Below are 24,281 nucleotides of genomic sequence, written 5' to 3'. Positions count from 1 at the left end.
GCGTGCTGTTTGCCGGCTGTTCCCCATTCGCCACCGCCGAATTCAACCCGGAGCCATAACTTCCTGGAGGAAATTAACCTCAGGGGAGCACATGGATCAGACCCCGGCCGTTCGTGCCCGCGGGATCAGCAAATCGTTCGGCGACATCGTCGCCCTGGACGGCATCGATCTGGACATCGCAGCGGGCCAGATCCACGGCCTCGTCGGACCCAACGGCGCCGGCAAGACGACACTGCTCGGCCTGCTGCTCGGACTCGCCGTCGCCGACGGCGGTGAGTTGGAGATCCTCGGCACACCGGTGGGTCGCAGCCTGCTGGTGCCGGACGGCGTGGCCGGCTTCGTCGACGGCCCGGGCCTGTACCCCTCACTGACGCCACGGCAGAACCTGTCGGCGCTGGCCAAGCTGCGCGGCTCCGGCAGCGACGAGATCGACACCACCCTGGAACGGGTCGGGCTGAGCGATGTCGCCGACGACCGGATCCGCGGCTTCTCCCTCGGGATGCGGCAGCGACTGGGCCTGGCCGCCGCGCTGCTCACCCGGCCACGGCTGCTGGTGCTCGACGAACCGGCCAACGGCCTCGACCCGGCCGGCACCCGCGACGTCCACCGGGTGCTCACCTCGCTGGCCTCGACCGGCACCGCCGTGGTGCTGTCCAGCCACCGGATGGATGATCTTGCTGCGCTCTGTCACGAGGTGACCATCCTGGACACCGGCCGACTGGTGTTCACCGGCCCGGTCGCCAAGCTGGCCGCGGAGAGCGGCGAGTTGGACTACCGGCTCCGTACCTCCCACCCGGACAACGCCCGGCGGATCGCCGAACGGATCGCCGGGCTCACGGTGCTGGCCGCCGATGATCAACATCTTCGGCCCGACCCGGACACGCTGCTCGTCCGCGGGCCGGTTCCGGCGCTGGACGAGTTGATCATCGCTCTGGTCGGTGCCGGCGTCGCCGTCCGTGAACTGGCACCGGTGGTCGCTCCGCTGGAGGCCGCGTTCCTCGCGCTCACCGACAAGGAGACCCGATGACTGCCGCCGTCGCCCGGCCCGACAGCGTCACAGCCTCCGACGCCCGACCGCGCCCAGCGGTGCAGCCGGCGTCGTTGCCGCAGACCTATCGCTTCGAGTTGATCAAGTTGCTGTCCCAGTGGCGGGTCCGGATCCTGCTGGTCGCCTGTTGGATCGCGCCGGCCGCGTTCGTCGCCGTGGTCAGTCGGCAGAGCACGCTACCGTCCGACACCGTCTTCGGACGGCTGATGAACTCCACCGGCTGGTCCGGCGCGCTGGTGGTGCTGGCCTTCGCCTGCCTGTGGGCGCTGCCGTTGCTGATCTCGCTGGTCGCCGGTGACGTGTTCGCCGTCGAAGATCGACTCGGCACCTGGCGGCATCTGCTGGTCTCGGTCCGATCACCGGCTCGGATCTTCGTGGCCAAGGCGTCGGCGAGTGCGACAGTGATCCTGACCTTGGTCGTCGGGCTGGCGGTCTCCGGCCTGATCGGCGGCCTGATCTCCGTCGGGAACCGGCCGCTCGCCGGCCTCGACGGCAGCCCGTTCGTCGGTGCCGACGTCGCGGGCCGCTACCTGCTCGCCTGGCTCTGTGTGCTGGCACCGACCGCGGCCTTCGCCGCCGTCGGCCTGCTCGGCTCGGTGGTGCTCGGCCGGTCACCGACCGGGCTGCTGCTGCCCGCCGTCCTCGCTGTCGGGCTGGCCGTCATCCAACTGCTGCCGCTGCCACTCGTGGTCCGGCTCGCCCTGCCCAGCCAGGCGTTCGTCGCCTGGCACGGACTGTTCACCCATCCGGCGCAGACCGGTCCGTTGCTGGTGGGAGTCGTGGTGGCCCTGATCTGGGCTGTTGTCGCGACGGCGGCGGCGTACCGGATCTTCGTCCGTCGCGACTTCACCGATCTGGCCAACGACGGCTCCGGTCGCCGGTTCCTGATCGGCGGGCTGCTGCCGCTGGCCGTGGTCGCCGGGCTGTCGGTATCGGTGATCGCGATCGCCACGCCGGCGACCGGCTCCGGCATCGACAAGATCAAGGTCCAGCAGTCGCTGGCGACGTCCTACAGCCACCTGTACGTGCTGCAGTCGCGGGAGATGGGCCGGCCGGCCGTCACGCCCGAACAGATGCAGACAACCGCCGCTTGTGACAAGGGCGGTTCGATGGTGACCGACGAGGGCCCGGGCAGCGATTGGCGCTGCGTCGTGTCCTGGCACCTGCCCGACACCAGCGCGGTGGGTCAGGCCATCTACCAACTCGACGTCACGGCCGACGGACGGTACGTCGCCGACGGTGACGGACCGACCGAGATCAACGGATTCTTCCAGGTCAGAGCCCCCTACGGGAGCGCTCCGAACCCTCTTTGGCAGTTCGACGGCTCCGTCGATCTGCTCACCCCCTCGCAGAAGGACTGATGCCATGCAAGTAAGACGCCAACGCCGATCCAAAGCCGGCCGCCTGATCGGGCGCGGCCGGTCGACGCGGATCGCGATCGCCGGGATCGCGGCGGTGTGCCTGGTCAGCGGAGGTGCGGCCTACGCCAACACCGACGCGTTCGGCAAGCACCAGGTCGGCACCGAGTACAAGGCCGGACTCCAGGTGTCGGGCGATCAGGTGATCAAGCCGCTCGGCGATCGCCTGGTCACCAAGTTCGGCAAGTTCATGGGGTCGGCGACCAGCCCCGACGGCCGGTTCCTGGCCGCTACCGCCACGGACAAGAAGATGGTGCTGCAGATCTTCGATCTGAAGACCTACCGGCTGATCTGGACGGTCGGCTCCGCCACCGGCGTGAACACCAAACTGGCCGACGGCACCGTCGGCCAGGAGGGACCGACCTGGTCACCGGACGGCAAGTTCCTGTGGCTGCCGCAGAAGGACGGTCTGACCCGGTTCGCGGTCAACTCCGACGGTTCGCTCGGCGCCATGACCACCGTCGCGATCCCGGTCGTCGACGGACACTCGGCACTGCCGGGCAAGTCGGCCTACTCCCCCGACGGATCAACCCTCTACGTCCCGGTCAACGGCCAGAACACCGTCGCCGCGATCGACCCGTCGTCCGGTGCCATCACCCGCACCTGGAAGGTCGGTATCGCGCCGCGTTCGGTGGCCTTCGTCGGCGACAAGCTCTACGTCAGCAACGAAGGCGGCCGGCTGGCCCGCTCCGGTGAGAGCACCATCGAGTCCTACGGCACCCAGGTGCCGGCCGACCCGCACAAGGGCACCTCGACCACCGGAACGGTGAGCGTGATCGACCCGGCGAGCGCATCCGATTCGGTCGGCTCGATCAACGTCGGGCTGCACCCCACCGCCTTGTACGCCGGCAAGAACACACTGTTCGTCACCAACACCTTCGACGACAGCGTCTCGGTGATCGACACCACCAAGGGACATGTGGTGCAGACGATCGAGACCAAGCCCTGGCCGTCCTCCGATGTCGGCTACGCACCCAACAGCGTCACCCTGACCGACGACGGGCACCTGCTCGTCACCCTCGGCCGGGCCAACGCCGTCGCGGTCTACCAGTATCACGACGACCCGCAGGAACCGGTCAACTACATCGGCCTGCTGCCGACCGACTACTACCCGTCCGACATCGCCCAGTCCGACGGCAAGATCGTGGTCACCAACACCCGCGGCATCGATGCCCGCGGACCCGAACTCACCTTCAACGGCGGGCCCGGCACCGTGGTGGCGACCGGTCACGGCACCCACAGCACGACCGCTTCGCTGACCCGATTCACCTTGCCCAATGATCAGGAGATCGCCGCCGCCACCCAGACGGTGTTCACCCAGAACGGTTGGACCGACACCGATGTGGAGAAGGCATCGGGCAGCAAGGCCAAGGCCGTTCCGGTGCCGAAGCGGATCGGCGACCCGTCGACGATCAAGCACGTTTTCCTGCTGGTCAAGGAAAACCGGACCTACGACCAGATCTACGGCGACGACAGCCGCGGCAACGGCGACCCCACCCTGGCCCAGTTCGGCGAGAACGTCACCCCCAATCAGCATGCGCTGGCCAAGCAGTTCGGCCTGTACGACAACTTCTACGACGTCGGCACCAACTCCGCCGAAGGTCACAACTGGGTGATGCAGGGCGACAACCCCGAATACACCGAGTCCGACGCCGGTGAGTACATCCGCAGCTACGACACCGAGAACGACGTGCTCGGCCATCAGCGTTCGGGCTTCCTGTGGACCGCGGTACAGGACGCCGGCGGCACCGCCCGCAACTTCGGCGAGTTCATGCCGTTCCTGAACAAGCCGGCCGGAGCGACCTGGCAGCAGTACTACTGCGCCGCCACCGGCGTCGACAACGGCGGCGACCCGGCCCAGCTGACCGATCCCGCGATCCGGGTCAACGACCAGTCGCCGATCCCGTCGCTGAACGAGATCTCCAATCACGACGCGCCCCAGTTCGACACCGCCATCCCCGACATCTACCGCTACCAGATCTGGAAGCAGGAGTTCGAGGAGAAGGGGCCGGCCAGCCTGAACATGATGTGGCTGTCCAGCGACCACACCGGCGGCACCGCCGGTCCGCGCGCGCAGGTGGCCGACGGCGACCTGGCGGTGGGCAAGATCGTCGACGAGATCTCGCACAGCAAGTACTGGAAGGACTCCGCGATCTTCGTCGTCGAGGATGACAGCCAGAACGGTGCCGACCACGTCGACGGGCATCGGGCACCGTTCCAAGTGATCAGTCCGTGGGCGCAGCACGGCAAGGTGATCAGCGGATTCGAGTCCCAGATCACCATGGTGCGGACCATCGAGCAGATCCTCGGTGCGCAGCCGCTGAACCAGAAGGTCGCCGCGGCCACCCCGATGTACAACGCGTTCACCAGCAAGGCCGACACGACGCCGTTCGACGCCGTGCCCAACCAGATCCCGCTGACCGAGGGCGTGGTGACCCCGCCGTCCTGCGGTGTGGACACCCTCGGCAAGAAGGGCGCGGCAGCCAAGAAGGTCACCGAGGAGTCGGCCAAGCGGACCGCCGTCCCGGCCGATCAGAAGACGGTGGCCAAGAAGTGGGAGACGTGGAGCAACAAGCAGCATCTCACCGGTAACGGCGCGGTCCCCGACTACGCCCACCCCGAGCAGCTGAACCGCTACACCTGGTACCAGACCCACAGCTGGAAGAAGCCGTACCCGGGTGACTCCGAGATCTACGCCCCCGAGGACGTCCCGGGTGGTTCCATCCCGGGTGTTGACGCAGACGGCTGATCCTGAGGCACTGATCAGCAGCTCGCTGACCGATCGAACGGCCCGCCGGACGTTTCCGGCGGGCCGTTTCGCTGCCCGCAGATACCATCGCTGCCGACCAGATTCAACCCTCCCGTTCTCCTCCGGGACCTGATTAAATCGATTCAACGCCGCCTCGGGGGATGCGACGTCGGCAGCCCGGGAGGCTGCCCGAACGCTGCAGGGCCACGACCCAATCACGACGATGTGTGCCCGGGAGCAGCCGATGACGAGGTCCCTTCATGCCACCGACCGGACAGGTCGCGTCTCCCGCCGTGCCCTGCTCGGCGCCGGAGCCGCCGGTACGGCCGCGCTGGCCCTCGGGTCGACCGGCTGCCAGGTGGTGTCCCAGGGCGCCGACGGTATGAAGACCAGCCCGAGCAAGGACGCCGCGCCGGGCCGGAAGTTCACGATCTCGATCTTCAACATCTGGGGCGACGCCGCAGGCAGCGGCATCGTGAAGTGTGCAACGGACTTCGAACAGAGTCATCCCGACATCGGCGTTCGGGTCGTGTTCGCCCCGGAGAATCCGTCGACCCGGCAGCGGCTGTTCACCGCGATCGCCGGCGACGAGTCGCCCGACATCGGCCTGTGCGCCGCTGACGTGGCGCCGATGTGGACCCGGCTCGGCATCATGACCGATCTGGCGCCGTACTTCGAACGGGACGGAATCGACCTCGGTGGCTTCCTGCCCAGCGCCCAGAAGGGGATGCAGTACCGCGACGGCATCTGGCATGTCCCGTGGGACGCCGACGCCAACTTCCCCTTCTACTGGAACAAACAGCTCTTCGAGGATGCCGGTCTCGACCCGGACAAGCCGCCGACCACCATCGAGGAGGTCACCGAGTACGACAACAAGATCACCAAGATCAAGGGGGGCCGGGTGCTCAAGATCGGGATCGTCCCGTGGGATCAGTACGGGGGTAACAACTCGATGCTGACCTGGACCTACGCCTTCGGCGGCCGGCTCGCCGAACCCGGCACCGATCAGGTCACACCGGACAACGAGTATGCGGTCAAGGCCTTGGAATGGATCGCATCCCGGGCCAAGCGGATCGGCTGGGCCGGTGCGTTGTCGATCTCGCCACCGTCGCTTGCTGCCCATCCGTTCGTCACCGGCAATCTGGGGATGTCGGGACTGGTCTCGGCCAACGTCGCGCAGATCAAGCAACTCAATCCCAAGCTGGAGTTCGGTTCGACGCTGCTGCCCTATCAACCGCCGGGCGCCGAACGGCCGGGTGAGGGCGCCTGGCTCGGTGGCTGGTCCTTCTTCATCCCCAAGAACGCTCCGCAGAAGGAGGCGGCCTGGGAGTTCATCAAGTGGATGGGCACCGAGGACGCGGGAACCGCGGCGGCCTGGAAGAACATCGGCTTCCCGCCGGCCTACAGCCCGGCGCCGGTGAACCGGAAGATCGCCGCAGATCCGGTGATGGGTGTCTTCTACAAGACGCTGATGCGGATGACGAACGCCCGCCCGAACGTGCTCGCGGCGAACTTCTACAGTCAGCAGTTCGAGGAGAAGATGTCCAAGGTCGTCTACGGACAGCAGAAGCCGCTGGATGCGCTGCGCGAGATCAAGCAGCTCACCGAACGTGAGACCACCCGAATGAAGCGGGTCGGGTGAGGAGACGATCATGACCACGACAGCCGCGCGCCCGGCATCGGCCGGTGACCGTACGCCTGCATCCGCCGGCCGACAGCGCCGACGTGGATCCGCCGTCCGACGACAGAATCTCAAGTGGGGCCTGATCTTCTGCTCACCGGCGATCGTCGGGCTGCTGTTCCTGACCGCCTACCCGGTGCTGCGATCGCTGCAGAACAGCTTCACCTCGGCCAGCGCCTTGACCCGCGGCCGATGGATCGGCCTGCAGAACTATCGTGATCTGCTCACCGATGACACCTTCTGGACAGCACTGGGCAACACCGCCTTCATCATGATCGGCGCCGTCCCGTTGGGGATCGCGGTCGCGTTCGGGCTGGCGCTGCTGCTGAACATGAAGGTCCGCGGTCGCGGCATGTATCGGGTGTTCTTCTACATCCCCAGCATCGTGCCGCTGGTGGCCACGGCGGTGGTCTGGTCCTTCGTCCTCAACCCGCAGTACGGCGCGATGAACAGTCTGCTGGCCAAGTTCGGCATCGCCGGTCCTGGTTGGCTGAGTGACCCGTTGTGGTCCAAGCCGGCCTTGATCATCATCTCGGTCTGGGGTGCCGGCAACCTGATGGTGATCCTGCTCGCCGGCGTCCAGGACGTACCCGAGGAGTTGCACGAACAGGCCAAGATCGACGGCGCCGGCGTATTCAGCCGCTTCCGCAACGTGACGCTGCCATTCCTGTCGCCACACCTGCTGTTCGCACTGGTGACCGGACTGATCGCGGGCTTCCAGTACTTCACCGAGGTGTTCGTGCTGACCGACGGGTTGGGTACACCCGCCAACTCGACCTTGGTCGCCGGACTGTACCTCTACATGAACGCCTTCGCCTTCTTCAAGATCGGCTACGCCAGCGCCATCGCCTGGGTGCTGTTCATCCTCTGCGGCGTCTCTGCGCTCTTGGTGTTCTGGATATTCGGACGTCGCGTCTACTACGGGGGTCGTTGATCATGACCAGCACCGATACCGTGGCGGCACCCGCTGCCGAATCTGACCGCCAGGCCGCGGCTGCGACGCGGCGGCCGCCACAACGACGCCGACCGCTGATGCCCCGGCTGCTCGCCGCGATGGCCAAGCACGCCGTGCTGATCGGGTTGTCGGTGATCTTCCTGATCCCGCTGTTCTGGATGATCACCGGCGCGTTCAAGACGCCCGAGGTGTTGAACGCCGTACCGACGATCTGGTTCCCCGACACGATGACCTTCGACAACTTCGTCCAGGCCTTCACCGTGTTCCCGATCTTCCGTTTCATGATCAACACGTTCATCGTCTGTCTGCTGTCGGTCTGCGGCACCGTCTTCAGCTCTGCGATGGTCGGCTACGGCCTGGCCCGGATCCCCTGGCGGGGGCGCAATGTGTTGTTCGGGATGATCCTGTCCACGATGATGATCCCGGCCTTCGTGACGATGTTCCCGACCTTCGAGATCTATCGCGCACTGCATCTGACCAACACCTGGGTGCCGCTGATCCTGCCGAGTTGGCTCGGCGTCCCGGTCTACATCTTCCTGATGCGGCAGTTCCTGATGACGATCCCGCAGGAGCTGAGCGAGAGTGCCCGGATCGACGGCGCCGGTGAGTGGTCGATCTTCGTCCGGATCATCCTGCCGCTGGTCAAGCCGGCGCTGGTGGCGATCGGGCTCTTCCAGTTCCTGATCTCCTGGAACGACCTGCTCGGCCCGCTGATCTACCTCTCCGATCCCAAGCTCTACACGCTGTCCTTGGGCTTGAGCTACTTCAAGGGCCAGTTCGCCACCGACTTCGGACCCCTGATGGCCGCCGCAACGATCACCGTGATCCCGATCATCATCCTGTTCTTCTTCGCGCAGCGGATGTTCATCCAAGGCATCACCCTGACCGGCGTCAAGGGCTGACCCACCCAAGCGCCATGAGCTTGTCGAAGCGCGGTCAACCCGCCGTGCGAACTCGACCCAAAATCTGTGGATAACCGTTACTGGCTTGGGATCTCGACCGGCACAAACTGTCAGACCCCCTGCCTAGTGTTGATCACATGATCGATGGCAGCGGGCTGATGCACACAGCCCAGACGACGGCGGGCATCGATCCGTCCTGCCTGGCCACCGACCAACTCCTGCACCACGTCACCGCCATCGACTGGCTCGTCCGCGCCACCACCAACGCCAGGCTCTGCGTGGCAGCAACCTGGGCCGACCGCTTCCCCGCCGACAGCATCGCCGCCCACCAGTTAGCGATCCCCGGCGGCGACCGCCCGATCCGACCCGGCGGCGACGGCACCCCCGAACTCAGCCGATTCTGCGTCACCGACCTCGCCGCCACCCTGCACAAATCCACCGGCTCTGCCGAACGGATCATCGCCGACGCCCTCGACCTCCGCCACCGCCTGCCCTGCCTGTGGCAACGCCTTTGCAGGAACGAGGTCGACGCCCTGGATTGTCAGACCATCGCCCGCCAAACTCGGCACCTGACCCTGGAGCAGGCGTTGGAGATTGATCGGTCGATCGCGCCGATGGTCGGACACTGGTCCTGGAACAAACTCCTTGCCCAACTCGAAGCCACGATCATCCGGGTCGACGCCGAGAACGTGAAGAAGCTCGCCGAGGAAGCCTGCAAGGAGGTCGGCGTCTTCATCAATCAGAGCAACGAACACGGCATCAAAGGCATCTACATCCTCACCGACTCACCAGCGGGGATCCGGTTCTACGCCCAAGTCACCAGGATCGCCGACATCCTCACCCGCCGCGGCCACACCGGCACCAAGAACGAACGGATGGCCGCCGCCATCGACGTCCTGGCCAACCCCCTCGACGCGGTCCGGATGATCGCCGAAGACACCGAACCCACGCTCTTCGATCCCGACCCCGACGACGACTCCCTCTTCCCGAAACCGACGAACGACGCCGACACGTGGACGGCCGGGCCGCACGCGTCCGCATCATCGGCGCTCGGCGAGGATGTCGACCAGGACCAGCCCGCCGACACCGCGACGCCCGCACCGGGCCAACAGCCGCATGATCACGACAGGGCGCGTGAGCCGCAACCCGATGATCACGACTCCCAGGACGAACCGCCACCGGATCCCCTGGACGACGGCGCAACCGGCCGCTTCCCCCGCGTTGATCAAGACCGCAGGCTGGCCGAGCTCGCGATCCGCGCGATCGGCAAGATCAACCCGGCCACGTTCCGACCCAACGCCACCCTCTACGTCCACATCGCCAAAGAAACCCTCGACACCGGACTCGGCGTCACCCGGATCGAAGACATCGGCCCCATGATCAGCAGCCTGGTCGCCGACTGGCTCGGCCACTGCAACATCACCCTCAAACCCGTCATCGACCTCACGGTCGACCTGACACCGGTGGATTCCTACGAGATCCCGCGGGAGATGCGAGAACGCCTGTTCCTCAAACACCCCGGCAGCATGTTCCCCTACTCCGGAGCCGTCGGGCGTCACCTTGATCTTGACCACAACATCCCGTTCGTCGAAGGCGTCCCGGCTCAAACCCGGGAGGACAACCTCTCCCCCGCCGGCCGCCGGGAACACAACGTGATCACCCACGGACTGTGGAAACGGCGACGACCCGAGCCCGGAACGTTGGTGTTCCGGGCGCCGGAAGGCAGAGTGTTTCTGGTCAACGCGACCGGCAGCTACGACCTCGGACGTGGCAGCTTCGCCCAACACATCTGGCACACCAGCGCGCCCACACCCGACGCCACCTGATCGCTCCGGCTCCGCCGCTCGCCACTGGTTCGCACTCTTCGGAGAACGGACCGGCGCCGTCATGACGGACCGTCCGGGCTGCAACCGGACACGTCGCAAAGCAGTTGCCGTGCAGCGACCTGCTGGGCATCATCGACGGTGCCATGATCACCGAACAGGACCGGCTCGCGCAGCTGATCACCCAGCGCCGTGCGACCGACGGCTACCAGACCTGGGGCTATCACTCAAGGGTGTCGGTCGCACACCGCTGGGTCTGCGTGCCGATCCCGAAGGTGGCCTGTACGACGACCAAGACGGTGCTCCGCGAGTTCGACGGGTTACCACCGTCGGAGCACATCCACGACGAGGGGCCACGACTTGCGGACTTCACCGTCGCCGACAACGTCGAGATGATCATGTCGCCGGACTGGCTGCGGTTCGCTTTCGTCCGCAATCCCTATGCCCGGCTCTATTCGGCGTACAAATCCAAGATCGGCAACACCTGGGAGCAGCAGTACGACTGGCTCCGTGGCGAGATCAGGGAGGCGTTCGACTATCCGGCCCGCGACAGTCGGCGGGCCGGCATGGTCACCTTCGACGACTTCGTACGGCTCGTCGCCGCTTCCGACGACCCACGCATCATCACCGACGGCCATCTTGCGGCCCAGACCGCCGTACTCCAGCAGGATTGCATCCGTTACGACGTGATCGGCCGGTTCGAGTCCTTCCAGGACGACTTCACCGCGATCCTCACCCGCCTCGGCGCACCGGATGACGTCCGGCAGCGGGCGCGTGAGGTCCTCAACCCGACGCCCTACTCCCCGCTGGCCGCGGCTTATCGCCGGGAACTGGCCGACATCGTGCACACCCTGTATGAGGCCGACTTCGAGGCGTGGAACTACCCGCGGGACAGCTGGCTCTTCATCGACCTCTGACGGCCTCATCCGGTCGGGAGGACGTTCACCACCACCGAGGAGTGCGCTGCAGCATCACCTGCCGGGCGGACCGGACCGATGATCCGGACCCGATGCCCCTCGGGCAGGCTGAACACGAACTCCCGGGTCCCCCACGGCTGATCCACCGGCTGCATATCGATCGTCACGCCCGACTCGGCGGCTCGCCGATACATCACGTCCGTCGGGATGCCGATGTCGAAGGAGACCGTCGCGCAGGCAATCACGCCGTCGGCAGCACTGAGGTCGACTCCGGCGGAGCCGGTCCACGGAGCCACGCCCAGCCGCGCGAAGGTCGGAGGGTCGCCGTACTCGAACAGGACGGTCAGCCCGAGGACCCTGGTCAGCAGCCTGCCGGTCTGCCGAACGTCGCGGACCGGCAGGTTCGGTCGGGCGGCGAGGACATCGCAGTCGCCGGGCTCGGCTGCTCGAGCCATCACGACCTGCTGGGCGGTGTGATCGGGATAGACCCGGGCCAGCGTCGCTCGCTCCGCCAGCCGTGCTCTGCGAGCGACACCGATCGACCGGGTGTTCCGGGTGTCGATCCAGGCCTCCACCCCGTCGATGCCCGGCTGTGCGAGCAGATGATCAATCACGACCGGCGCGGCCTCACCCATCAGACCACGTCCCCAGTGATCACGCCGCAAGCCCCAACTCAACCCTCGGATCGTCGTTCCCTGATCAGCGAAGATCCCGATGGTCCCGAGCGCCTCGGTCCGCGGCCGCAGCCGCAGTACCCAGGTCCAGCCGCCGTTGGCACGCAGCATCTCGGCCAGCCGCCGGCGGGTCGCGGCGACATCGGCGGTCGGTTCGTTCGGGCCGTATCGGTCGTACTCGGGGTCGGAGTACATCGCGAACAGGCTTTCGGCGTCCCGGTCCGGGTCGAGCGGCACCAGGTCAAGACGATCGGTGGTCAGCTGCATGGCTCATCGTCCTCGATCTCGTCACCGAGCGCGCGCATCGCGTCCAGCCCGGCGCGCCAGCGAGCCGGCCAGCCGTCGGCAACCCAGCCGGCGTGCGGCTGATGGCCGCGTTCGCCGAGCCGGACGACCTCGTCGATCGCCTGCTGGTGCCGCCGGACGGCCGCGTCGACGACGTCGAACGGTTCGCTCCAGCCGTATCCGTCCAGCAGCGCCGCGATCCGTGCCCGGCGGTCCGGTGCCGCCGTGAATCCACGTCGTTTCAGTTCGTCCGAGTCGGCGGTGAACGGGGCCAACCAGATCAGGGCGTAGGCGAGATCGTTCTTCCGGTCCCCGGGCCGGGCCGCATCCCAGTCGAAGATTCCGACGGCCCGCCCGTCCCGCCAGGCCAGGTTGGCCGGCTGCGGGTCTCCGTGACAGATCACCGGGCCCGGACCGTACGGCACCGACCACTCCGCCGCCGGCGGCGGCCGCCAGTCCACGGTCGCGTCATGGATCCGGCGCAGCAGCTGCCCGGCCGATCGCACGCCGTCCAAGCCCACCTGATGCGGCCAGGCATCGACGCCCGCGTCGCCCTCCACCAGACCGACGTACTCATAGGTCGTGTCGTAGCCGAGCGGCTCGGGAACCGGCAGCCCGCACGCATGCAGATGGCCGAGCAACGACTGGACCGTCGCGGTCCAGGGTTTGGCGGGTCGCCGCACGACGTTGCCGACGATCCGGATCGCCCGCTCGGCACTCATGATCAGAGCGCCAGGACCAGAGTCTCCTGAGCGAATCCGAGCCAGTCGTAGACGCTGATCAGGAAGGCTCGCGGATCGTCGTCGGGGACGGCAGCCAACGCCTCGGCGTCGTCGTTGTCGTTGATCCCCAGCCGGCCGGCGACCGCGAGCCGGATGCTGGTCAGCGTCCGCAGCCAGGAACCGGCCTCCTCGGCGGGGATCCGCAGCTGGTCCCGTCCGCCGTCGGTCGCTGCGAGGTGTCTCAGCACCACCTCGGCGTCGGTCGCCTTCTTCTGCCGTAGGTTGCGATCGGTGAAGCGACGGAACTCCGCCGATGCCTTGGGATCGTTGGGATAGGCGTCGGGCAGCAGCCGTTGCAGCACCGGGTCGGTGGGCGGCTCCACCGGACCGTCGTCGGCCAGCTCCGCAGCCCAGGCGGCGAACGGATCGTCCTCGGCGACGGTGTCGGTCGGTGCGGAGTCGGCTGTGCCGGTGTCGAGCAGTCCGATCAGCTCACGGACCAGGGACTCCAGCAGCTGGACCTCGTCGGCGGTCAGATCGGTGCTGATCACGCCGCCACGCTTCTTGAATCTGTGCATCAGTCCTCGGGGTCCCGGTTCAGGAATCGGCTCGGTCCAGCGTTGCCCACAGACCGTACTCGTGCATCGCGGTGACGTCGCGTTCCATCTCTTCCTTGCTCCCGGTGGCGACGATCGCCTTGCCCTCGGTGTGTACCGCCATCATCAGTCGGTGTGCCTTGGACTTGGAGTAGTGGAAGTAGGTGGCGAACACGTGGGCGACGTAGGACATCAGGTTCACCGGGTCGTCCCAGACGATCGTTGCCCACGGCGAGTCGTCGTACGAGTCCTCGATCGGGCGCTCCTCGATCGCGGTTCCAGCCGCGGGCGCCAGAATGGGATCGGAGGTTGTGGGCATGCAGCCCATTGTGACAAACCGGGATCCCGCGACGGAAACAGCCGCACCCGAGGAGCGCCCTGGTGACGTCCTAGGGTGTGTCTCCTTACTCGGGTTGGAGCGAGCAGGTGCGCGGTCGAGTGCCTCGGCGTCGCCGGCGAGGGAGGCATATCGGGATATGTCGACCGAGTCCGGCCACGGCGAGGTGCCGACCGCGTGCCGCGCAGCCCCGCACGAATAAGGAGACACGCCCTAAGCTCTGCGGTGTGACTGCGAATCCGGCGATGGCCGACCCGGCGACGACGGTCGGCGAGCCCTGGGGCCCCAGCGAGGTGCCCACCACGGCACTGCTGACCGACCACTACGAGCTCACCATGCTGCGGGCGGCGTTCCAGTCCGGGACGGCCGACCGACGCTGCGTTTTCGAACTCTTCCCGCGCAAGTTGCCCGACGGCCGCCGCTACGGCGTGGTCGCCGGTGTCGGGCGCGCGCTGCGGGCGCTGTCGCACTTCCGGTTCGACGACGAGAGCCGGCAGTTCCTGCTGGACCGCGGGATCGTCGATCAGCAGACCGCCGACTGGCTCGCCGACTTCCGCTTCAGCGGCCAGATCTGGGGGTACGCCGAGGGCGAGATGTTCTTCCCCGGCTCACCGTTGATGGTCGTCGAGAGCACCTTCGCCGAGGCCGTGCTGCTGGAGACGGTGCTGCTCAGCATCTACAACCACGATTCGGCGATCGCGTCGGCAGCCTCCCGGATGACCGCGGTGGCCGACGGTCGACCCTGCCTGGAGATGGGTGCGCGGCGGACCCAGGAGCTGTCCGCGGTCGCCGCCGCTCGGGCCGCCTACATCGCCGGCTTCGACGGCACGTCCTCGTTGGAGGCCGGCCGACGCTACGGGGTGCCGACCATCGGCACCGCGGCACACGCCTTCACGCTGCTGCACGACAACGAACGCGATGCCTTCACCGCGCAGATCGCCGCGCTCGGCGAGGACACCACCCTGTTGGTCGACACCTACGACGTCGACGAGGCGGTCCGGACCGCGGTCGAGCTGACCGGCGGCAAGATCGGATCGGTCCGGCTGGACTCCGGCGACCTTCCGGTCCAGGCCAAGCACGTCCGCAGCCTGCTGGACTCGCTGGGCGCGATCCACACCAAGATCATCGTGACCAGCGACCTGGACGAGTGGCAGATCGCGGCGCTCTCCGGTGCCCCGGTCGACGGCTACGGCGTCGGCACCGCGTTGGTCACCGGATCCGGGCATCCGACCTGCGGATTCGTCTACAAGATGGTCGCCCGAGCCACCTCCGACGAACCGGATGCGCCGATGATCCACGTCGCCAAGAAGAGCGCGTCCAAGGCGACGATCGGCGGCCGCAAGTATGCCGTCCGCAGCTACGATTCACGCGGCGTCGCCGACGCGGAGGTGATCGGGATCGACAAGGAACCCACCGTCGAGTCCGGCCGCGATCTGCTGGTCCCGTTGGTCACCGACGGTGAGATCGTCGGTCGGGAACCGCTGGCCGCTGCCCGGGAACGCCATCGCAAGGCCTTCGCCGAGCTGCCGTTGGCGGCATCGAAGATGTCGCGCGGCGAACCGGTGTTGGAGACCGTCTTCGTCTGAGCACAGGACCTCGAGAGGAAGTTGATCATGACCCATGCTTTGATCGTCGTCGACGTCCAGAAGGACTTCTGCGAGGGCGGTTCACTGGCCGTCACCGGCGGAGCCGCCACGGCGGCCCGGATCAGCCAACTGCTCGACGGTGATCACGGCTACGACGTGGTGGTCGCCACCCGTGATCATCACATCGACCCCGGATCCCACTTCTCCGACCATCCCGACTTCGTCGACAGCTGGCCGCCGCACTGCGTGGTCGGCACCGACGGTGTCGAGTTTCATGATCAACTGACCTTTTCCGACTTCGGCTCGGTCTTCGACAAGGGAGAGTACGAGGCCGCCTACTCCGGCTTCGAGGGTCGGGACAAGGACGGGAAAACGTTGCAGGCTTGGCTTGCCGATCATCGGGTCGACAGCTGCGACGTGGTCGGCATCGCCACCGACCATTGCGTCCGGGCCACCGCCCTGGATGCCGTGAAGGCGGGCTTCACCACCACCGTACGGCTGGATCTCACCGCCGCCGTGGCTCCGGAACGGATCGAACAGACCTATGCCGAGCTGGCCGAGGCCGGGGTGGCCACCGAAGGCGAGCTGTGATCCGGGACTGCTGTCCGCTCAGCTCGGCGTTGCCGCGTCCAACTGCTTGATCAGGGCCTTCGGCGCGACGCTCCGGTAGGCCTCTTCGGCGATCCGGTCCAGCTCGCCCTGATCGACCTCGCGCAGGTGCACCCCGAGCCAGCCACGATGGCCGACATAGGGCGGCCGGAAGAAGCGTTCGGGCTCGGTGTCGATCATCTCCTGCTGGACACCCTCGGGCGCGGCGCACCAGATCGCCAGCCGGCCGTCGCCGTGATGATCATCGAGGAACATCACGAACAGTTTCTTGTCCCGGACGAAGAATCCGGGGCCGCCGTGGCTGGGCCGTTCGGTCATCTCGGGGAGATCCCGGCAAGCACGCCGGACCTTCGCCAACTCGCGGTCGGCATCGGCCTGGGTCCAGTCCGCCATCTCGCGCTCCTGATCGTCGTCGTCCGCCGATCACTCAGATCTACCACAGGCCAGGCCGACGGACCGCTGGACTACCCTGCTGAGGATGAGGCTCTTCAGCGGATTGATCGACCCGGCGTCGGCTCAGCCGGTGACCACCGTGTCCGAGATTCAGGAGCTGCGATCCGGCCCGCACGGTGCCTTGCTCGGGGCGCTGCTGGTGCCCGATCAGGAACTGATGGCTCTGGACCGCGCCGCGTCCGCCGAACTGCCGGTGACGGTGATCAACACCGGCGGGGCGGGCGGACTGGTCGCCGTGGCCGGGCGGCATCCGCAGCGGTTGCGGATCGCCGGCGTCGACAACGTGGTCCGTGATCCCCAGGATCCGGTGGGCAACATCGCCCGGATCGCGGCCGCCGCCCGGGAACTCGATCCCGAGATCGTGATCCGGGTCGCGATCCCCTTCCGCTGCACGGGTTATGACGACGCCGTCGCCGAGGCGGAGTCCGAGGAACTGCAGGGTCTGCTGTCGGCGACCGATCCATCCGCCGACGGCGACCTGGCTGCTCAACTCAGCACCTTCGTCGAGGCCGACCTGGCGTGCGCCGTGGCACTCGACGATCCGGTCCGCCTGGTCGGGCTGATCATCGCCCTGGACGCGATCATCGACGGCGCCGACCCGGCCGACGCCCGGGTCCTGCTGGCCGGGAACGATGCTCCGGCCGCTGCCGGTGAGATTGCCGGCTGGGATGATCAACGGATCGGCCGGGTCCGGCGCCGACTGACCGCCGTCCGGGTCCCCGACCCCGCTGCCCTGCTGGATCAGCTGACCCGCTGGGGCATCCTCACCTGATCTTGATCAGCTGGGTCTTGGCGGCGATGTCATGGATCGCCTGACGCTTGGCGTTCCACAGCGGGAACAGCGAATTGAGCGCTCCGAACAGCAACAGCATCGCCGTCCCGGCAGTGAACGGGACACTCCAGACCAACGCCCGGATGACCGCCTGCGGCCAGGGCAACCGTTCGGTGTTGCGCCCCTGACCGTCCGGTACCACCCGCAGCCCGCAGATCGACTGTCCCAGCGTCGCGCCCCGAAACCGCCACAGCAGAACGAAGTACAACAGCCCCACGACGACCGTGATCGCGCTCATCAGGATCTGTTGGTTGGTGCTGAACAACTCCTGCGCGGTCAGTGTCGGTGTCATCCGGCCGGCCTCGGCATCGGCGACCGCCTGGCTGAAGTATCGCGAGATCGCCGGCAACGACTGCAGAGACACCGGCAGAGCGAGGATCGAGCCGACGATCGAGACGATGATCAGATCGATCAATCCGGACAGGAACCGCCAGCCCCAACCCGCCAGCGGTACGCCGTCGGCGGTCTGCGGACCAGCGACAGCCTGCGCTGCCGCACCGGGATAGGACGGCAACGGCTGCGGCTGGCCCTGCTGGTAACCCTGTTGCTGGTAACCCTGTTGCTGGTAACCCTGCTGCTGATACCCCTGTTGCTGCTGGAAGCCGTGCGGCTGGAAGCCGGGTGCGCCGGTGGGGCCGGCGCCTGCCGGCCCGTTCGCCGCCACCTCACGCGTATTGCGGGACCAACCCCAGCCGTCCCAGTAGCGTTCCCGAGAGCCGTCGACCGGATCCGGATACCAGCCGCGGGGCGCGGCATGCCGACCCGGAGGAGCGGGCGGGGAACCGATCGGAATGTCACTCACGGTGTCCAGGGTAGTCGGGACCGCCGACCGACGTCAGATGGCTTCGACGTTGCGCGCGCAGCGGCGCAGCAACTCCACTACTCGGGCCACCTCGGCCTCGCTGATTCCGGCGATCATCCGATCCTCGACCCGGCCCACCGCACGGTCGGCCTTCCGCAGCACCTTGCGCCCCTCCGGGGTGATCCTGATCGGCAGCGCGCGGCCCTTGCCCGATTGCTCGACCACCCGGACGTAGCCGCTGCTGCGGAGCACCCGCATCAACTCCTGCAGCGACTGCCGGCTGACGTTGCAGTCCCGCGCGATCTGGGCCGAGGACACGTCCGGTGTCCGGGCGATGGCCTGCAGCACGGTGTACTGCGCCAGGGTCAGCCCGGTGGTCTGCAGCGCCGCGTCGCCGGTTCGCCGCAACACCTGCTGCAACCGCCGCGTCTGGTAGGCGATGTGATCCTGCGCGTCGTCGCCTGCATCGTTCGATCGCTCTGCCATGCCCCTCCTCACCGCATCGATCAGGAGGTTACACAGCCCTCATGTCAGGCTCCTGACGGGGGCGACCGAGAAGCGGTCAGCGCAGGCTGTAGCCGCCGTCCATCAGCAGTTCACTGCCGCAGTAGAACGCAGATTCGTCGCCGAGCAGGAAGGCAGCGGTGGCGGCCACCTCCTCCGGTCGCGCCATCCGACCGGCCGGAGTGGCCTGAAGCCATTGGGCGAACTGGTGCTTCTTGGCCGCCAGCAACGGGGTGTCGACATAACCCGGCGCGATCGCGTTCACCCGGACCCCGCGTGGCCCCCACTCCGCGGCCAGGGATCGGACCAGCGCGCTGACTCCGGCCTTGGACGCGTTGTAGGCACATTGGTCCTGCGGCGTGTTGACCACGTGGTTGCCGCTCATCGAGGAGATCGCGACGACACTGCCGCTGCCGGCCCGCAGCATCGGCTGCCCGAAGGCCTGGCAGGTCAGAAACACGCCGACGAGATTGACCTCGATCACGGCGCGGAACTGACCGGCCGACATCTGTTCTGCGGCGACGTCGTCCTCGACGATGCCGGCCGCAGCGACGACTCCGTCGACCTTCCCTGCCTCGGCCAACACTCGATCCCGGGCCGCGCCCAGCGACTCCGCGGAGGTCACGTCGATCTCGACCGGGATGCCGTGAACGCCGGCATGGGTGTCCAAGGCGTAGACGGTCGCTCCGTCGTCGGCCAGCCGTCGGCAGATCGCCTGCCCGATACCTCCTGCTGCACCGGTGACCGCGATCACCTGGTCGGAAAAGTCAGTCGCCACGCCGCGCCTCCTACAACCCGTCGGATGCTGTTCCGGTCGGTGTTCATCGTGCCAGCCGGTCAGGTCGGTTCCTGATGCCGCACCCGTACGGTGTCGACGACGACCGCGAGGAAGATCATCACGCCACCGACGATGGCAACGTAGTAGGCGGAGATGTTGATGATCTGCAGACCGACCTGGACCACTGTCAGCAACAGCGTGCCGCCGAGCATGCCGATGATGTTGCCTCGGCCACCGAACAACGACACGCCGCCGATCACCGGGGCAGCGATCGCATACAACAACAGATTGTTGCTGCCGACAGTCGCGTTGACACCGGCGAGGTAGGCGGTCGTCAGCCAGCCGGCAACCCCGGCGAGCAGCCCGGACACCACGAAGGCCTGCAGCTTCACCCGCTTGACATTGATGCCCGACGCGTACGCCGCCCGCGGGTTGCCACCGGTGGCGTAGAGCCGACGGCCCCATCGGGTCCGGGAGAAGATCACTCCCATGATCACGAAGAGCAGCACCAGCGCGATCGGCATCACCGGCCAACCGCCGATCAGTCCCTGCCCGATCCACAGATAGGCCGGCGAATCGATGGTGATCGTCTGACCTCGGGTGATCGCCAGCACGGCACCGCCCAGCGCCAGTCCCATCGCCAGTGTCTCGATCAGCGAGTTCATCCGCAGGTAGGAGATGCAGAAGCCGTTCACCAGACCGATCAGCGCGCCGAGCGCGAGCACCACCAGAATGGCGAGCCCGCCCGGGACACCGTGTTGGACGAGTACGGCGCCGACCGCACCGCTGACGCCGAGGATGCCGACCACCGAGAGGTCGATCTCCCCGAGCAGCAGCGTCACCGCCAGAGCCAGCGCGAGTGCGGCCAGACTTGTCGCCTGGACAAGGATGTTCTGAAGATTGGGAATGGTCAGGAAGAACGGGTTGATGACGTTGGCGATGATCGCGAAGACGATCAACAACAACCAGACGACGTTGTTCAGCAGCAGATTGATGACCCGAGTGCTGCTGCCCGATCGGGTCGGTCCGGTCGGCGTGGTGCCGGTCGGTCCTCCTGGGTCCGGCGAAACGGACTCCGGAGCCGCGCCGGACGCTGTCTGCGACGCTGAGGGGCTGATCACTTCACGCTCCCGGTGTAGGTGGATTCCTTGTGTGCCAGGGCATCCAGGACGTTTTCGACACTGAGTCGATCCCCGGCCAGTTCCCCGGAGATGCTGCCGTCGGCGAAGGCGACGGCGCGGTCGACGACCCGGACCAGCTCGTCGGTGTCGTAGGCCAGCATGATCACCGCCAGCCCGTGATCGGTCAGTTCGTCGACCAGCCGGTGCACCTCCTCCTTGGTTCCGACGTCGATGCCCAGGGTCGGCTCGTCGAGGATCAGCACCTTGGGCTGCAGGGCGAGCAGTCGTCCGATCAGCACCTTCTGCTGGTTGCCGCCGGACAGTTCGGAGACCGGTTGCTGCGGTCGGTGCACCCGCAACGACAACGAGTCGCGATACCGTTCGAAGACCCGCCGCATGTCGGACAGATCGAGAAACCCGTGCCGGGTCGGCCAAGCGCCGATGTGCATGCTTTCCTGCACCGACAGCGGACCGACCAGCCCTTCCCCGATCCGGTCCGGCGTCAGATAGGCGATGCCGCCGCGCACGGCGGACTGCACCGACCGACATCGGACGGTGCGGCCGTCGACCGTCACCGACCCGGACCGGGGCGGCCGGAGACCGGCGATCGTCCGTGCGGTCTCCTGCGAACCGGACCCGGGCAGCCCGATGAATCCGACGATCTCACCGGCCCGGACGGTCAGCGAGACCGGCCCGACACCGTCGCTGGTCAATCCGTCGACCTCCAGGACGACGTCACCGACCCGACCGGAATCGCGGCGGAACTCGGTGACCTCCGACCCGACGACCAGCTCCGACAGCTGCGCGCTGCTCAGCTGCTTGACCTGTGCGCCGGACGCCACCCGTTGGGCATCGCGCAGGATGGTGTATTCGTCGCACACCGCCTGGATCTCGTTGTTGAAGTGGGAGATGTAGACGAAGGTCTGGCCGCCGGCGTTCAGGTCCCGCATCCAGTCGAACAGGGACACCCGCTCGGCTTGACTGAGAGCCGTGGTCGGCTCGTCCAACATGGCGAGTTGTCCGTTGCCAGCAAGGGTTTTCACGATCCCCAGCTTGCGTTGGTCGGGCAGTGCGAGACTTCCGGCCGGTACATCGGGCGGGATGACCAGGTCGTACCGCTGCAGCAGCTCTGCGGCCCGCGCACGGACGTCGCGCCAGTTGACCCAGGCGGCGCCGTTGTAGTCCGGGGTGAGCAGATTCTCCGCCACCGACAGATTGGGCATGATCTCCGCATGTTGCGGCAGCAGTCGGATCCCCAGCCGGCGGCGGGCCGCGAGGCTGCTGCCGGTGATGTCCTGTCCACGGAAGATCACCTGGCCCGAGGTCGGGGTGATCGAGCCGGCGATGATCCCCATCAGCGTCGATTTGCCGGCGCCGTTCTTGCCGAGCAGGCCGTGGATCGATCCCTCGGTGATCGTCAGGTCCAAGGGATGCAGAGCCCACGCCTCGCCGTACCGCTTGGAGACGCCGCGGACCTCCAGCAGTGGCGCCCCGTCGCCGGGGTTGATGATGCCGCCGGGGTTGTTCGTACCATCGGGGGTCATGATTGCTTCATGCCCCAGTCCTTGATCACCACGTTGCCCCACTGCCGCGGATCCTCGACGTTGTCGGCATCGATGTAGTACGGCGGGATCACCATGGTCGGGCCGGTCGCCCCCTTGACGATCGGTGCCTTTTCCCAGAAGTAGTCCTTGTTGCTGTAGTCCTGCAAGGGAACCTCCTTGCCGGCGACCGCGTACTTGTTCAGCATCTCCACACAGATCTGCCCGTAGGCCACCGGGTCCTGCGACACCTCGGCGTCCAGGATCTTGTCCCGGGTCCACTGCAACGACTGCGGCTCGCCGTCGATCGAGACCAGGATGATGTGATCATCATCGCCGACCGGCTTGGCCTTGCCGGCGTTCTTCATCGAGGTCACGATGCCGCGGGTGATCGAACCGCTCGGCGCGTGCGCCGCGTCCAGATCCGGGTATTCCGACAGCGTCGCCGCCGCCACGTCGCGGGCCTTGGTCTCGGCGCCGTCGGTCGGCCGCGCCAGGATCTTGACACCCGGATACTTCTTCAGCACTGCTTCGAAACCTTCCTTGCGTTGCCGCCAGGCGACCGAGGACAGCGCACCGTAGGCGTTCAGCACGGTGCCTTTCACGCTGCCGTACTTCTTCTTCAACAGGTCGGCGACCTTCTGGCCCGCCAGCTCGCCGCCCTTCCTGTTGTCGAAGGAGACGGTGAAGTCGGTCTCGCCCTTGGTCAGCGGGGTATCGATGATGCCGACCGGGATCTTCTGTTGGCCGGCCTTCTTCGTCATCGGCGCCAGCCCCTCGGAATCCACCGGGTCGGAGATGATCATGCCCGGGCGTTGCAGCAGTGCGGAGTTCCAGTTGTTGTACTGGGCGCTCGCATCCTGCTTGGCATCGGTGGTCTGGAAGGTGTAGCCGATCTCCTTGCTCGCCCGCTTCACTGCCTCGGACTGGACGACGAAGAAGAAGAAATCCATGCCCTTGTTGACGTAGGAGGCGGTTTTGTTGCCGCCACCACCGGCGGCCGATCCGGAGGTTTCTCCACAGGCGCCCAGGACACCGGCCGCGGCCAGCCCGAGACCGCCGGTCAGGAACTGACGCCGAGTCGGCAGGATCAGCGAGGTTGTCTGCTCTGACATGTGTGCTCCTCTGCACTGTCGTACCGCTGACGTCTTCACGCTGCGGTGCTGGCGGCGCCGGGCAAGCTGAGGACCCAGCGCTCGATTCAGTTGTCGGGACCGTCAGTTGTCGTCACGCTCTGCGGCGAGGAACCGGGCGCGGTTGCGGACCACGCGCCGCAGGTGGTGCTCGGTCGCATACCGTGCTCGGTTCGGATCTCCGGCGGCGATCGCGTCGGCGATCTCGATGTGCTCGGCGATGGTCTGGGTCGCCTCCGACGGATAGCCCGGCCCGGCGGCGTACTCCTCGGACAGGAATCCGTTGATCGGCCGGACGATCAACGCGAAGAACGGGTTCCCACTGGCCTGCGCAACCAACTCGTGGAAACCGAGGTCGGCCTGCAGGAACTCCGCTTTGGCGTTCACGGCCTGCTCCAACCGGTGGTTGGTGTCGATCATGTCCTTCAGCTGCTGATCGGTACGGCGCGCGGCGGCGAGTGCCGCCATCTCGACCTCGAGGACCAGCCGGACCTCCAGCAGCTGAACGAAGGAGCCCTGGCTGTGCCGCAGCAGCAGGGCGTACTGATCGGCGATCATCCGACCGTCGAACTCGGCAACCGTCATGCCACGACCCGGGCTCACCGAGACCAGGCCCCGCTGGACCAGGTAACGGGTGGCCTCCCGGACGGCGGTCCGGGACACCTCGAAGCGGGACGCCAACTCATTCTCGGTCGGCAGCTTGGTGCCGACCTCGAGCCCCAAGATCTCATTCTGGAGCTCGTTCGCAATCGCCTCGGGGAGGCGTTTGCGAGTCGGGGCGACATCGTCCATGTCTGGAAATGTATGATGATTGT

At 66.9% G+C, this 24,281-nt stretch carries 23 protein-coding genes; 11 read left to right on the top strand and 12 right to left on the bottom strand.

Annotated features, from left to right (window positions below):
- The first annotated feature begins 91 nt into the window (after positions 1-91).
- From BLU38_RS20630 to BLU38_RS20595, 8 genes are all read left to right on the top strand, one after another.
- On the top strand, positions 92-1,027 hold the full coding sequence (locus BLU38_RS20630) for an ABC transporter ATP-binding protein (RefSeq protein WP_091527303.1): 936 nt from the start codon (positions 92-94) through the stop codon (positions 1,025-1,027).
- Positions 1,024-2,409 carry an ABC transporter permease gene (locus tag BLU38_RS20625; RefSeq protein WP_091527302.1) on the top strand — a complete coding sequence of 462 codons (1,386 nt, stop codon included), beginning with the start codon at positions 1,024-1,026 and terminating at the stop codon, positions 2,407-2,409. Before BLU38_RS20630 ends, BLU38_RS20625 begins: the two co-directional genes overlap by 4 nt.
- Positions 2,410-2,413: 4 nt before the next feature.
- On the top strand, positions 2,414-5,215 hold the full coding sequence (locus BLU38_RS20620; RefSeq protein ID WP_091527301.1) for an alkaline phosphatase family protein: 2,802 nt from the start codon (positions 2,414-2,416) through the stop codon (positions 5,213-5,215).
- 244 nt (positions 5,216-5,459) lie between these two features.
- Positions 5,460-6,857, top strand: a complete 1,398-nt coding sequence (locus tag BLU38_RS20615; RefSeq protein ID WP_157683591.1) for an ABC transporter substrate-binding protein — start codon at positions 5,460-5,462, stop codon at positions 6,855-6,857.
- A 10-nt stretch (positions 6,858-6,867) separates the two neighbouring features.
- Positions 6,868-7,830 (top strand): carbohydrate ABC transporter permease, encoded by a 963-nt coding sequence (locus BLU38_RS20610; protein WP_091527299.1) that lies wholly within the window; start codon positions 6,868-6,870, stop codon positions 7,828-7,830.
- Positions 7,831-7,832: 2 nt separating this feature from the next.
- Positions 7,833-8,753: a carbohydrate ABC transporter permease gene (locus BLU38_RS20605; protein ID WP_231919958.1), complete on the top strand. Its 921-nt coding sequence runs from the start codon at positions 7,833-7,835 to the stop codon at positions 8,751-8,753.
- Positions 8,754-8,890: 137 nt separating this feature from the next.
- Complete coding sequence (locus BLU38_RS20600; RefSeq protein ID WP_091527298.1) at positions 8,891-10,579, top strand: hypothetical protein; 1,689 nt, start codon at positions 8,891-8,893, stop codon at positions 10,577-10,579.
- A 143-nt stretch (positions 10,580-10,722) separates the two neighbouring features.
- On the top strand, positions 10,723-11,493 hold the full coding sequence (locus BLU38_RS20595) for a sulfotransferase family protein (RefSeq protein WP_157683590.1): 771 nt from the start codon (positions 10,723-10,725) through the stop codon (positions 11,491-11,493).
- Positions 11,494-11,498: 5 nt separating this feature from the next.
- Here BLU38_RS20595 and BLU38_RS20590 read toward each other — a convergent pair whose 3' ends face one another.
- From BLU38_RS20590 to clpS, 4 genes are read right to left on the bottom strand one after another with little or no spacing between them, the layout of a single operon-like run.
- Positions 11,499-12,434, bottom strand: a complete 936-nt coding sequence (locus tag BLU38_RS20590; protein ID WP_091527296.1) for a GNAT family N-acetyltransferase — start codon at positions 12,432-12,434, stop codon at positions 11,499-11,501.
- On the bottom strand, positions 12,425-13,174 hold the full coding sequence (locus BLU38_RS20585) for a phosphotransferase (protein ID WP_091527295.1): 750 nt from the start codon (positions 13,172-13,174) through the stop codon (positions 12,425-12,427). Before BLU38_RS20585 ends, BLU38_RS20590 begins: the two co-directional genes overlap by 10 nt.
- Before the next feature lie 2 nt (positions 13,175-13,176).
- Positions 13,177-13,752 (bottom strand): DUF2017 domain-containing protein, encoded by a 576-nt coding sequence (locus BLU38_RS20580; RefSeq protein ID WP_091527294.1) that lies wholly within the window; start codon positions 13,750-13,752, stop codon positions 13,177-13,179.
- A 19-nt stretch (positions 13,753-13,771) separates the two neighbouring features.
- Positions 13,772-14,089, bottom strand: a complete 318-nt coding sequence (gene clpS, locus BLU38_RS20575) for an ATP-dependent Clp protease adapter ClpS (RefSeq protein ID WP_172836192.1) — start codon at positions 14,087-14,089, stop codon at positions 13,772-13,774.
- Positions 14,090-14,352: 263 nt separating this feature from the next.
- Between clpS and BLU38_RS20570 the strand changes: the two genes are divergently transcribed.
- Together BLU38_RS20570 and BLU38_RS20565 are read left to right on the top strand one after the other, a co-directional pair.
- Positions 14,353-15,693: a nicotinate phosphoribosyltransferase gene (locus tag BLU38_RS20570; RefSeq protein ID WP_091527292.1), complete on the top strand. Its 1,341-nt coding sequence runs from the start codon at positions 14,353-14,355 to the stop codon at positions 15,691-15,693.
- A gap of 21 nt (positions 15,694-15,714) precedes the next feature.
- Positions 15,715-16,284 (top strand): isochorismatase family protein, encoded by a 570-nt coding sequence (locus BLU38_RS20565; RefSeq protein ID WP_456238061.1) that lies wholly within the window; start codon positions 15,715-15,717, stop codon positions 16,282-16,284.
- Positions 16,285-16,302: 18 nt separating this feature from the next.
- Here BLU38_RS20565 and BLU38_RS20560 read toward each other — a convergent pair whose 3' ends face one another.
- On the bottom strand, positions 16,303-16,695 hold the full coding sequence (locus BLU38_RS20560; RefSeq protein ID WP_091527290.1) for an MmcQ/YjbR family DNA-binding protein: 393 nt from the start codon (positions 16,693-16,695) through the stop codon (positions 16,303-16,305).
- An 85-nt stretch (positions 16,696-16,780) separates the two neighbouring features.
- Here BLU38_RS20560 and BLU38_RS20555 point away from each other — a divergent pair, with 85 nt between their 5' ends.
- Positions 16,781-17,527: a hypothetical protein gene (locus BLU38_RS20555; RefSeq protein WP_091527289.1), complete on the top strand. Its 747-nt coding sequence runs from the start codon at positions 16,781-16,783 to the stop codon at positions 17,525-17,527.
- On the opposite strand, the gene BLU38_RS20550 is transcribed toward BLU38_RS20555, so the two are convergent.
- The 7 genes from BLU38_RS20550 to BLU38_RS20520 form a co-directional block, all read right to left on the bottom strand.
- Positions 17,520-18,389: an RDD family protein gene (locus BLU38_RS20550; protein ID WP_091527288.1), complete on the bottom strand. Its 870-nt coding sequence runs from the start codon at positions 18,387-18,389 to the stop codon at positions 17,520-17,522. The two genes, BLU38_RS20555 and BLU38_RS20550, sit on opposite strands and share 8 nt — an antisense overlap.
- Before the next feature lie 33 nt (positions 18,390-18,422).
- Positions 18,423-18,875 carry a MarR family winged helix-turn-helix transcriptional regulator gene (locus tag BLU38_RS20545; protein WP_091527287.1) on the bottom strand — a complete coding sequence of 151 codons (453 nt, stop codon included), beginning with the start codon at positions 18,873-18,875 and terminating at the stop codon, positions 18,423-18,425.
- Between the two features lie 76 nt (positions 18,876-18,951).
- Entirely contained in the window at positions 18,952-19,671 is a 720-nt protein-coding gene (locus tag BLU38_RS20540) for an SDR family oxidoreductase (RefSeq protein WP_091527286.1), read from the bottom strand.
- A gap of 59 nt (positions 19,672-19,730) precedes the next feature.
- The gene (locus tag BLU38_RS20535) at positions 19,731-20,792 is read right to left on the bottom strand and encodes an ABC transporter permease (protein WP_197679800.1); all 1,062 of its coding nucleotides are present in this window, start codon (positions 20,790-20,792) and stop codon (positions 19,731-19,733) included.
- Positions 20,789-22,336: a sugar ABC transporter ATP-binding protein gene (locus tag BLU38_RS20530; RefSeq protein WP_091527285.1), complete on the bottom strand. Its 1,548-nt coding sequence runs from the start codon at positions 22,334-22,336 to the stop codon at positions 20,789-20,791. Before BLU38_RS20530 ends, BLU38_RS20535 begins: the two co-directional genes overlap by 4 nt.
- Positions 22,333-23,448 (bottom strand): sugar ABC transporter substrate-binding protein, encoded by a 1,116-nt coding sequence (locus tag BLU38_RS20525; RefSeq protein ID WP_091527284.1) that lies wholly within the window; start codon positions 23,446-23,448, stop codon positions 22,333-22,335. The genes BLU38_RS20530 and BLU38_RS20525 overlap by 4 nt, the downstream gene beginning before the upstream one ends.
- Before the next feature lie 102 nt (positions 23,449-23,550).
- Positions 23,551-24,258: a FadR/GntR family transcriptional regulator gene (locus BLU38_RS20520; protein ID WP_091527283.1), complete on the bottom strand. Its 708-nt coding sequence runs from the start codon at positions 24,256-24,258 to the stop codon at positions 23,551-23,553.
- Positions 24,259-24,281: the final 23 nt, after the last annotated feature.

This window comes from Microlunatus soli, from assembly GCF_900105385.1.
Lineage (GTDB): Bacteria > Actinomycetota > Actinomycetes > Propionibacteriales > Propionibacteriaceae > Microlunatus > Microlunatus soli.
Note: the sequence above shows the minus strand (reverse complement) of the source record. Positions and strands in the feature narration are given on the sequence as shown.